General features: G+C 43.7%; 14 protein-coding genes. All 14 read left to right on the forward strand.

What is annotated here, in order from left to right:
* Positions 1–570 precede the first annotated feature (570 nt).
* The 14 genes from HZY94_RS00990 to HZY94_RS01055 all read left to right on the forward strand — a co-directional run bounded on the left by HZY94_RS00990 (position 571) and on the right by HZY94_RS01055 (position 10,349).
* Positions 571–948: a hypothetical protein gene (locus tag HZY94_RS00990; RefSeq protein WP_179924617.1), complete on the forward strand. Its 378-nt coding sequence runs from the start codon at positions 571–573 to the stop codon at positions 946–948.
* 207 nt (positions 949–1,155) lie between these two features.
* On the forward strand, positions 1,156–1,371 hold the full coding sequence (locus HZY94_RS00995; RefSeq protein WP_179924618.1) for a hypothetical protein: 216 nt from the start codon (positions 1,156–1,158) through the stop codon (positions 1,369–1,371).
* A 62-nt stretch (positions 1,372–1,433) separates the two neighbouring features.
* The gene (locus HZY94_RS01000; RefSeq protein ID WP_179924620.1) at positions 1,434–1,754 is read left to right on the forward strand and encodes a role in replication; all 321 of its coding nucleotides are present in this window, start codon (positions 1,434–1,436) and stop codon (positions 1,752–1,754) included.
* Positions 1,755–1,911: 157 nt separating this feature from the next.
* Complete coding sequence (locus tag HZY94_RS01005; protein WP_179924622.1) at positions 1,912–2,223, forward strand: hypothetical protein; 312 nt, start codon at positions 1,912–1,914, stop codon at positions 2,221–2,223.
* 38 nt (positions 2,224–2,261) lie between these two features.
* Positions 2,262–2,582 carry an IS630 transposase-related protein gene (locus tag HZY94_RS10650; RefSeq protein ID WP_179924624.1) on the forward strand — a complete coding sequence of 107 codons (321 nt, stop codon included), beginning with the start codon at positions 2,262–2,264 and terminating at the stop codon, positions 2,580–2,582.
* Between the two features lie 46 nt (positions 2,583–2,628).
* Positions 2,629–3,108: a transposase gene (locus HZY94_RS10655; RefSeq protein ID WP_179924626.1), complete on the forward strand. Its 480-nt coding sequence runs from the start codon at positions 2,629–2,631 to the stop codon at positions 3,106–3,108.
* Positions 3,109–3,306: 198 nt separating this feature from the next.
* A complete protein-coding gene (gene truA / locus HZY94_RS01020) occupies positions 3,307–4,083 on the forward strand; it encodes a tRNA pseudouridine(38-40) synthase TruA (RefSeq protein WP_179924628.1) in 777 nt (258 codons plus the stop codon).
* The gene (locus HZY94_RS01025) at positions 4,052–4,810 is read left to right on the forward strand and encodes a bifunctional hydroxymethylpyrimidine kinase/phosphomethylpyrimidine kinase (protein WP_179924630.1); all 759 of its coding nucleotides are present in this window, start codon (positions 4,052–4,054) and stop codon (positions 4,808–4,810) included. Before truA ends, HZY94_RS01025 begins: the two co-directional genes overlap by 32 nt.
* A complete protein-coding gene (locus tag HZY94_RS01030) occupies positions 4,797–5,258 on the forward strand; it encodes an ECF transporter S component (RefSeq protein WP_179924632.1) in 462 nt (153 codons plus the stop codon). The genes HZY94_RS01025 and HZY94_RS01030 overlap by 14 nt, the downstream gene beginning before the upstream one ends.
* On the forward strand, positions 5,251–5,817 hold the full coding sequence (locus HZY94_RS01035) for a TIGR01440 family protein (RefSeq protein ID WP_179924634.1): 567 nt from the start codon (positions 5,251–5,253) through the stop codon (positions 5,815–5,817). The genes HZY94_RS01030 and HZY94_RS01035 overlap by 8 nt, the downstream gene beginning before the upstream one ends.
* Positions 5,818–5,896: 79 nt before the next feature.
* On the forward strand, positions 5,897–7,180 hold the full coding sequence (gene tig / locus HZY94_RS01040; protein ID WP_179924636.1) for a trigger factor: 1,284 nt from the start codon (positions 5,897–5,899) through the stop codon (positions 7,178–7,180).
* Positions 7,181–7,292: 112 nt separating this feature from the next.
* A complete protein-coding gene (rpoE, locus tag HZY94_RS01045; RefSeq protein ID WP_179924638.1) occupies positions 7,293–7,865 on the forward strand; it encodes a DNA-directed RNA polymerase subunit delta in 573 nt (190 codons plus the stop codon).
* Positions 7,866–8,093: 228 nt separating this feature from the next.
* On the forward strand, positions 8,094–9,701 hold the full coding sequence (locus tag HZY94_RS01050) for a CTP synthase (protein WP_179924640.1): 1,608 nt from the start codon (positions 8,094–8,096) through the stop codon (positions 9,699–9,701).
* An 87-nt stretch (positions 9,702–9,788) separates the two neighbouring features.
* On the forward strand, positions 9,789–10,349 hold the full coding sequence (locus tag HZY94_RS01055; RefSeq protein ID WP_179924642.1) for a flavin reductase family protein: 561 nt from the start codon (positions 9,789–9,791) through the stop codon (positions 10,347–10,349).
* Positions 10,350–10,489 lie beyond the last annotated feature (140 nt).

Genomic DNA, 10,489 nt, shown 5'->3' on the forward strand with positions numbered 1-10,489 from the left:
TTAAAACACTTGAGGACGTGATTGATAAACTACAAGAAGTGATTCAAAGTTTGCATTGGTCTGACCTTAAATCTATTGTCCATAGAGAATGGATTTTTTCAGATTTTGAATTTGAATGAGTATTAGTATATACTATATTTAAAAGTTGGAGTCGAATCTTTTGAAGTGAGGTGGTTTGAGTGAGACTGTTTCGTTTTAAGTTGTTTCCAAAAAACTTTAAAACCCTATCTTATCATCTATCTAAGGTTCTGGAAACGGGGGATGTTGTTGCTCCGCTAGCCCTTCTTGGAGTCAGTATTTCCAATTTTTTGATTTCAATACATGAAGATCTAGCTAAGATTCTTGGAGGGATGTCTCTTTTTATAATTTTCTTCTACTTGATTGTCTATGTCTGTGTAAATGTAAAGTTGTTATGCTATTTTTTAATTGTTCAATTTCGAAATAAAAATGATTGATCTTTTATGAAACCATCAAGTCTAGAGACTAGCTCTATCCCTGTTGGTGAGTTTACGGATGTATCTTATTCGCATGGTCTTAGTGTGTTCGTGAGGTGAATCTAAAGGAGGGACTATGAAAAATAGTATACGATTTTTTATCATTGAAGCAATTTCTATGCTTTCACTATATTTACTGGGAATTTCAGTTGGCTTTTCACTTACGAAGATTGGTCTTCTGGCCTTGTTAAATTTTTTTTATCAATTGTTAGCGATGCTTGCTGTCAGTGGAATGTCAAATGCTGTTTATTCTTGGAGACATGTCTTCCATAACCTGTATATTTATACAAAGCAGACCATTTTGATTCCGATTATAATTGTCTTCCTCTTAATTGTCCAAATGGACACTATGTCCATCGAACTTCGATTTTTTTATCTAAATGTACTGCTCATGGTCTACACAATAGGCTCTATTTTTTCACTTGGTCCCAAAATTGGTCGAAAAACTTCCTAGGCTTAGATAGGGAGAAGCCTGGGGGTCCAAGTGGAGCCGAGACCAGTTATGAGGAAGGAATCTAAAAAAGAGCAGTGATAGGAGGATGGTTAGATGAGATCTCTTATATTGTTTATAGGTGTGATGACGAGCAGTTTTTTAAATTATGCTTTTTTCAATAATGTAAGATTAGTGTTTATTTTATTTTTTCTACAAATTGTTTTTTTGATGCTGATTCATTACCTGACGCAAAAATTCACTTCAAATATTCCGATTGAGGAATCGCATTATCGAGCTAGTTTGAAAAAATTAGTGATTGTATCCATTTCGCTTCTGTCTCTAGCCATCTTACAAAATCAGGTGATGTATTATTTGAATCTAGTGACTACGGCATTTATGTGTCAATATATTGCGGTAAAAAATGGCTATAAGCTGTCTGTCTAAGAATTTATAATGATTTTGCTTGGATTTTAAAAGTGATTTGAGTCGATTTTTAGGAGGTGTAGATGAAAGCTCTTTATAAAAATCAGGTGGTTGATGTCTGGGAAATTGGGAAGCAGACACCGCAACCAAGCTGGGTTCAAGAAGCCTTGCGGAAAAATTATATTGTTTGGCTGGATAACCATGTCAGAATTTTAATGGCAGGTTTGATGCCGTCGCTACTGACCAATGTCAAAATAGGGGCTACAGGTTCAGCTGGTGGTGGTTTTGCAGGATACGGTATGTATGTCTTGGGCTATCCTGGAGACTACCTCGATGTGACCAATCATCGTGTGTTGTCGAGGAAACGTTTTTTCAGGGACTACGAGATCTTAGAAGATTCCTGATATGAGATGGCAGAGCGCATAACTGTTTACCTTCTAGGTTCGCTAAAAAAGTTCTAGGTTGTATCAATCTAGAGCTTTTTAGCTTAGAAAATTTGTTCTTGCATTTAAATTATGATAATATTAGGTAAAGTATCTCATAGTTGTGGAGGTGGGCTGTATGAAGATTTTTATCTTAGAAGATGATTATAGACAGCAGGGACGAATGGAAACTCTTCTTCAGAGATTGTCTGTTCAGAACAACTTACCTCTGGCTCAACTAGAGATTTTTTCAAGGGCAGAGAGATTGCTAGAGGCTGTTGAGGAAAGGGGATCTCACCAGCTTTTTTTATTAGCTATGGAAATCAAGGGGAATCCGTTAGGGGGATTAGAATTGGCGAAGCAGATTCGCCAACAAGATTCGCAAGCGATTATTGTTTTTGTGACGAGCCATTCGGAATTGATGTCGTTGACCTTTCGCTCTCAAGTATAGTTGTTTAGTTCATAAAACGTATGTGATATACTGGTTCTATGGCATACGGAACCGATTTTAGAAAACGTGTCCTCGCTTATGTAAAAGAGGGGCATACACGTCAAGAAACTGCGAAACTATTTAATATTAGCACAAATACTTTATATACCTGGGAAAAGCAACAACGAGAACAAGGTCATTTAGAACGGAAAAAACGTGTGGCTAAATCTAGAAAAATCCCCTTGGATCAACTAAAGACTTTCGTTGAGCAAAATCCAGATGCCTTTTTAAGGGAAATTGCAGAACATTTTTCTTGCAGCATTCCCTCTGTTTGGGCTGCCTTAAAACAGGTGAACTTCACTTTAAAAAAAGACAACTAGCTATAAAGAACAAGATCCTGAGAAAGTTCATAAGTATCTTGAATCATTGGCAGTTTTGAAAGACCTCCCGATTGTCTACGTTGACGAAACAGGTATTGATACTTATCTCTGCCGTAAAAATGCTCGCGCGCCAAGAGGAGAGAAGGTCTATGATAAAGTTAGTGGTCGTCGATTCGAACGAACATCGATTGTATCAGGGCAAGTTAACCATAAGTTTATAGCCCCGATGATTTATCAAGAGAGCATGACCAGTGCTTTCTTTGTCGAATGGTTTAAGACTCAACTTTTACCCTCGTTGGAGGTTCCTCATGTTATCGTTATGGACAATGCAAGTTTTCACCCCAAGAAGATACTAGATGAACTTTCTATTTGTGATGGACACTTCTTTCTTCCTTTACCACCTTATTCTCCAGAGTTGAATCCTATTGAAAACAGTTGGGCTATTCTGAAAAAAGCTGTGACAGAATTACTTAGAAAAACAGAGAATTTAACTGACGCAATATCATACTGTTTAAAGACTAAATGACTATAGTTCTGTCCCACTCCCACCCGAGCCCAAAAATTGGAGTGCGAGGTTACAGCTCCGGTTAGAAAAAGGTGAGGGTACAGTTACGGAAAGGATCTGGTTCTGTTGATACAGGCTGGATCCTTTTCTTGTTTTGGAATGGGCCGGCCTCGTGCTCTCTGTCTTGTTCTGCGACTGGTTTCCTGTTAAAATAGGGACATGGAAAAATTCAGATACAAGGCTGTGATTGCTTATGACGGGAAGGATTTTGCTGGTTTTCAACGACAGCCGGAGGCCCGGACGGTTCAGGAAGAGTTGGAAAAGACGTTGACCCGTTTGGCCAGTGGTCAGCCTGTGCTGGTGCACGGGGCAGGACGGACGGATAGTGGAGTTCATGCCTTGGGTCAGGTTGTGCATTTTGATTTACCGGGGCGACGGGATGTGGAAAAACTACGTTTTGCCCTGGATACGCAGAGTGCAGAGGACATTGCCGTGCGGTCGGTGGAGTTGGTGCCAGACGATTTTCATGCTCGTTACTGGCCGCATCACAAAACCTATGAATTCTTGGTAGACTATGGTCGGCCGAAAAATCCCCTGCTGCGCAATCAAGCGACGCCTTTTCCTTATCCTTTAGATATTGAAAAAATGCGGGAAGCCTTGCAGTTTCTGAAAGGGACCCATGATTTTACAGGTTTTACAGCATCGGGGACAGCGGTTGAAAACAAGGTTCGGACCATTACGGATGTGCAGTTGGATGTGGATGAGACGCACCATCTGTTGCGCTTCAGTTTTTCGGGGAATGGCTTTCTCTATAAGCAAATTCGCAATATGGTTGGCACTCTGTTGAAGATTGGCAATGGCCGGATGCCGGTGGCACAGATTCCCCTGATTCTGGAACAAAAGGATCGCCAGCTGGCGGGTCCGACTGCAGCCCCTCAGGGCCTCTACCTCAAGGAGATTATCTATGACCAAGATCTTAACCATAGCCGGCAGTGATATTTTTGCAGGCGGTGGCCTGCAGGCCGATTTGGCGACTATTACGCAATTAGGAGCCAAGGGTTTTGCGGCGGTGACTTGCGTGACCGCCCTGGTTGCTGATGAATTTCAAGTGCAGGCCATCCCCCCACTGCAATTGGAGCAGCAATTGGCCAGCCTTGACGCCGTTGATTTTGCGGCCATCAAGATCGGCCTTTTGCCAAGTTTGGAGCACCTAGAGCTTGTCTATCAGTGGTTGCAGCCAAGGGCTCAGACGCCCCTTGTCTTAGATCCTGTTTTGGTTTTAAAAGAAAAGCAGGATCAAGCGCTGGGCCAGTGGACTAGTGCTTTTGAAAAAATCGCCGGTTTTAGCCAGGTCATGACGCCCAATCTGCCAGAAGCGGAGTTGCTACTAGGGCGAGAACTGCTTGATCAGGCTGACCTGGAAGCAGGGGCGCGGGAATTGGCTCAAAAATTTGGGACAGCGGTTTATCTCAAAGCTGGTTCGCGGATTCCGGGGCCGGTGGCTCTGGACTATGTCTGGAGCGATGGGCAGGGTTCTTATCTCAAAGCTCCGCAAGCCCAAGGCAGTGTTAATGGGAGTGGTTGTGTTCTAGCTTCAAGTCTAGCCACTTATCTAGGGCAGGGGCTGGACTTGAACCAAGCGAGTCAAGCAGCCAAGCAATTTGTAACAGCAGCCATTGAGGCTGCCGATGAATGGGGGGTTAGTCCATATGCAGTCAAATAATCTGAAATACTGGAGCCAAACGGCTGTTTTTGTAGCTCTGACAGTCGTTCTAGGTTATATCAAGGTTCCAACTGCGACAGGCTTTTTGTCCTTGTTAGATGTCGGTGTGTATGCCGCTGCCTTCTATTTCGGCGGTCGCCAAGGAGCTCTTGTTGGTGGCTTGGGAGGCTTTCTCTTAGACCTTTTGCTGGGCTATCCACAATGGAGTTTATTTAGCCTTGTCGCCCATGGAGGCCAAGGGCGTTTGGCCCAAGGTATTGTTCCATCACGCTGGCTTTCAGGCTTGCTGTCCAGTCTCTTTATGGTGGCTGTTTATGCAGGTGCTTCAAGCTTGATGTATGGGCCGGCAGCAGCCTTGCCAGAAGTGATTCCGAACTTTTTACAGAGTTTCTTGGGTTTTCTTTTAGCTCAAGTCTTGGTTGGATTGTTAAGGAGGAAGGATGGCTGATTTAGAAACGCTCAAAGTAGAAGTTGTTGATTTGGCGCGTGAACTGCTGGATCGGACACAGACAGCTGCCGGTTCGGTTTTTGTCTTAGGTCTATCGACCAGTGAGGTTGTTGGTGGTTTCATTGGCCGTGATTCCAACTTGGAAGTTGGTCAAGCCCTGGTTTCAGCCCTCTACGCTTTTCTAAAGGACCAAGGCGTTTATTTGGCTGTGCAAGGTTGTGAACACGTCAATCGGGCCTTAGTGGTCGAGCGGAGCCTGGCCCTGGCCCGAGGCTGGGAAATTGTCCATGTGATTCCAACCCCCCATGCCGGAGGTAGTGGCCAAGTAGCGGCTATGCAGTTATTGGACGACCCTGTTCTGGTGGAGTATATCCAGGCGGATCTGGGTATGGATATTGGTGATACCGCGATTGGGATGCATGTCAAACATGTTCAAGTTCCGATTCGGCTCGCGGCTCGCGACTTGGGAGCTGCACACGTAACCGCACTAGCCAGCCGTCCTAAGCTGATCGGAGGAGCTCGGGCAGCCTATGCCTCCGATCCGCTTCGGAAATTTTAGGAAGCGCTCCAAAATCATTGAAGTTGCTGATAACTTGTGATAAAATGATACAGATTAAAGATTTTAAGGAGTAGACTACATGTCTGTGAAATTTGAAAATAAAGAAACAAACCATGGATTGCTAACTTTCACAATTGCTCAAGATGTGATTAAACCTGAATTGGACCGCACTTTTAACCGTGTTAAAGGTTCTTTGAATGTCCCAGGTTTCCGTAAAGGTCATCTTCCACGTGCCGTTTTCAACCAACGTTTTGGTGAAGAAGCTCTTTACCAAGATACCTTGAATGCCCTTCTACCAGCAGCTTATGAAGCAGCGGTTAAGGAAGCAGGAGTTGAGGTTGTTGCACAACCTGAATTTGATATTGTTTCAATGGAGAAAGGTCAAGATTGGACAATTTCTGCAGCTGTTGTTACAAAACCTGAAGTAAAATTGGGTGACTACAAAAACCTAGAAGTATCTGTAGATGCAGATAAAGAAGTTTCTGAGGAAGAAGTGGATGCACGCATCGAACGCGAACGTAACAACTTGGCAGAATTGGTTATCAAAGAAGAGGCTGCTGTTGAAGGTGACACAGTTGTAATCGACTTTGTTGGTTCTGTAGATGGTGTTGAATTCGACGGCGGTAAAGGTGAAAACTATGCCCTTGAACTTGGTAGCGGTTCTTTCATCCCTGGCTTTGAAGACCAATTGGTTGGTGCTAAATCAGGTGACCAAGTGACTGTTGAAGTAACCTTCCCAGAAGATTACCACGCAACTGACTTGGCAGGTAAAGTTGCTAAATTTGAAACAACAGTTCATGAAGTTAAGAGCAAGGAAGTTCCTGCCCTTGATGACGAACTTGCAAAAGACATTGACGAAGAAGTTGAAACACTTGCTGAATTGAAAGAAAAATACAGCAAAGAAATGGCTGAAATGAAAGCTGAAGCTTACCAAGAAGCTGTTGAAGCAGCAGCTATTGAAAAAGCTGTTGAAAATGCTGAAATCGTTGACCTTCCAGCTGAAATGGTTCACGAAGAAGTACATCGTTCTATCAACGAATTCCTAGGCAACATGCAACGTCAAGGAATCTCTCCAGAAATGTACTTCCAAATCACAGGTACAACTCAAGACGACTTGCACAAGCAATACGAAGCAGAAGCAGAAAGCCGTACTAAGACTAACCTGGTTATCGAAGCTATTGCTAAAGCAGAAGGCTTCGAAGCAAGCGATGAAGAAATCAACAAAGAAATCGAAGACTTGGCAGCAGCTTACAACATGGAAGTTGAGCAAGTACGCAGCCTCCTTTCAACAGATATGTTGAAACACGACATCACTGTTAAGAAAGCTGTTGAATTGATTACTTCAACTGCAGCAGTGAAATAAACCTTAGCCTTCTAAGGTAAAGAGAGGGTGGGACGGAAGTCCCTCTTTTCTTTTTTGACGAATCCTCAAAAATAGCGTACAATAAAGAGAATGACAAAAAAGGAGAACGACTTTGGAATTAGAAGTATTTGCTGGACAGGAAAAAAGTGAACTTTCCATGATCGAAGTGGCGCGTGCCATCCTAGAAGGTCGTGGGCGAGATCACGAGATGTACTTTAGTGACCTAGTCAATGAAATTCAAGAGTATTTGGAGAAAAGTAATAGCGAGATTCGCGAAGCTCTTCCTCTTTTTTACACAGAACTTAACGTCGATGGAAGTTTCATCTCCCTCGGTGAAAACAAGTGGGGTCTTCGTTCATGGTATGCTGTGGATGAGGTTGATGAAGAAATTATTGCCTTGGAAGAAAATGAAGACGAAGAGGCACCTAAGAAACGTAAGAAGAAACGTGTGAATGCCTTTATCGCTAGTGATAGTGATACAATTGATTACAGCGATGATGACCCAGAAGATGAGGACAACTACGCTGACGACGAGGATTCTATGAACTACGATGAGAATCCAGATGATGAGAAAAACGAAGCAGAAGCCTACGATGCTGAAATCAACGAAATTGCTCCTGAAGAACTAGGAGATGACGTCGAAGTTGATGAGACAGATGATGAGGATGATGACGTCGAGGACTAATCCTCTGTTTCTCTCTGCTATCTTTTCAAAGATAAAAGTCCAACCGCTCTTATTTCTGTTGGCACAGTCATTTTAATGCAGTGGTAGATTGCAAACGCCTGTAAATGAGTCAAGGAGTGGCCTCTGAGCCCTTTCAATCTTGGCAGGTCAAGCAATCCCCTGCGAGGGGAGTGGCAGACTGACCAAGCTTGATCCGTCTCCCTCCCTATTTTAATTGAAGGAGTAATCATGACAACAAAGTACATTTTTGTAACCGGTGGTGTAGTGAGCTCAATCGGAAAAGGGATTGTAGCTGCTAGCTTGGGTCGTCTTTTGAAGAACCGTGGTCTTAAAGTAACCATCCAAAAATTTGACCCTTATATCAATATCGATCCAGGAACCATGAGTCCCTATCAACATGGAGAAGTTTTTGTTACTGATGATGGAGCAGAGACTGACTTGGACTTGGGACACTATGAGCGTTTCATCGATATCAACTTGAATAAATATTCTAATGTTACAACCGGTAAAATCTATAGTGAAGTTCTTCGGAAAGAACGTCGTGGAGAATACCTAGGTGCAACTGTTCAGGTTATCCCTCACATTACGGATGCCTTGAAGGAGAAAATCAAGGGTGCTGCCCTAACAACGGATTCTGATGTCATTATCACAGAAGTCGGTGGTACAGTCGGAGATATCGAAAGCTTACCTTTCCTTGAGGCCCTTCGTCAAATGAAGGCTGACGTTGGTTCAGACAATGTGATGTACATCCACACGACCCTTCTTCCTTATTTGAAAGCAGCAGGGGAAATGAAAACCAAGCCAACCCAGCATTCGGTAAAAGAATTGCGGGGCTTGGGAATCCAACCCAATATGTTGGTGATCCGGACCGAAGAGCCAGTTAGTCAAGGAATTAAGAACAAACTCGCTCAGTTCTGTGATGTTCAACCAGAAGCAGTTATTGAATCCTTGGACGTAGAGCACCTCTATCAGATTCCTCTCAATCTCCAAGCGCAAAAGATGGATCAAATCGTCTGCGATCACTTGAAGATTGATGCACCTGCCGCTGACATGACAGAATGGTCAACCATGGTGGATAAGGTCATGAACTTGAAGAAACAAGTAAAAATTGCCCTTGTTGGGAAATATGTTGAACTTCAAGATGCCTATATCTCTGTCGTTGAGGCTCTTAAACATGCCGGTTATACCAATGATGCCGAAATCAAAATCGACTGGATCAATGCCAACGATGTGACCGCAGACAATGTTCAAAAGCTACTATCCGGAGCAGACGGTATTATTGTTCCTGGTGGATTTGGTCAGCGTGGTACCGAAGGGAAAATTCAAGCCATTCGCTATGCTCGGGAGCATGACGTGCCAATGCTTGGTGTCTGCTTGGGCATGCAGTTGACCTGTGTGGAATACGCACGTCACGTCTTGAACAAGGCTGATGCCAACTCTTCAGAATTGAATCCAGAAACCAAAAATCCAGTTATCGATTTGATGCGTGACCAGGTTGACGTTGAAGATATGGGAGGAACCCTCCGTCTTGGACTCTACCCAGCTAAGTTGAAGCCTGGTAGTCGAGCTGCAGCTGCCTACGATAACCAAGAAGTAGTGCAACGTCGTCACCGTCACCGCTATGAGTTTAACAATGCCTATCGTCAAGAATTTGAAGATGCTGGCTTTGTCTTCTCAGGTGTGTCACCAGACAACCGTCTGGCTGAAATCGTTGAATTGCCAGACAAGAAATTCTTTGTGGCTTGCCAATACCACCCAGAACTTTCAAGCCGTCCAAACCGTCCAGATGGACTCTACCGTGATTTCGTAACAGCTGCTGTTAAGAACGCAAAATAAAATTCTGGTATTCTTCCCTTGAAGAAGCTAGTCATTAGAATCGGAGGCTAAGGACCCTGTCCCAGCCTCTTTTAGATTGGAGAAGAAATGATTCGGGAAGTTCCCTTAGAAAAAGCCCATCGTATTTTAGCCTTATCCTCTGTGACTTTTGTATCCAGTGCGACTGAAGACGATAAAAATATTATGCCAGCTGGTTGGGTAGGCACCGTGGCCACAGATATTCTCAGCCTGGTCATGGACTCAGCTAATTATACACGGAAGGTGATGGAGAACAGTGGCTACTTTGTTCTCCAAGTCCCTCGTGCCTCCCAATCAGATTTGATTGTGGAGCTGGCTAAAAGCCGCCATGTCCATGAGGATAAGCTAGCAAAACTGTCCTTTTTTGACCCAAGTAAGCAGGGTTATCCCTTGCTGCAAGACTGCCTGGCCTGGGTGGTCTGTGAAATTATCCCTGAGGAACGTAATCAAGAGGTCTATGACCTTTTCCTAGGCCGGATTGTGGCGGCCTGGGCTGATGATTCAGTGTTCCGCGATGGACGTTGGCACTTGGACCAGGTGGATCCCAAAGATCGCCCAGTTCACTATGTGGCTGGTGGACAATTTTACCAAACAGGTAATGGTTTCCAGCTAGCCGATCCTTTTCAATAAATAAATTCAGATGGAGCTTGGGACAAAAAGTCCCGTAAAGTATAAAAAGGAGAGATTCATTCGTTGAAATGAGTCTCTCCTTTTCTTTTTAGGTACTCCTCTTCCCATATTTGAGGAGGTTATTGGCCATAAGAACCAAT

The sequence above is a fragment of the Streptococcus danieliae genome (genome assembly GCF_013415245.1).
Taxonomy (GTDB): domain Bacteria; phylum Bacillota; class Bacilli; order Lactobacillales; family Streptococcaceae; genus Streptococcus; species Streptococcus danieliae_A.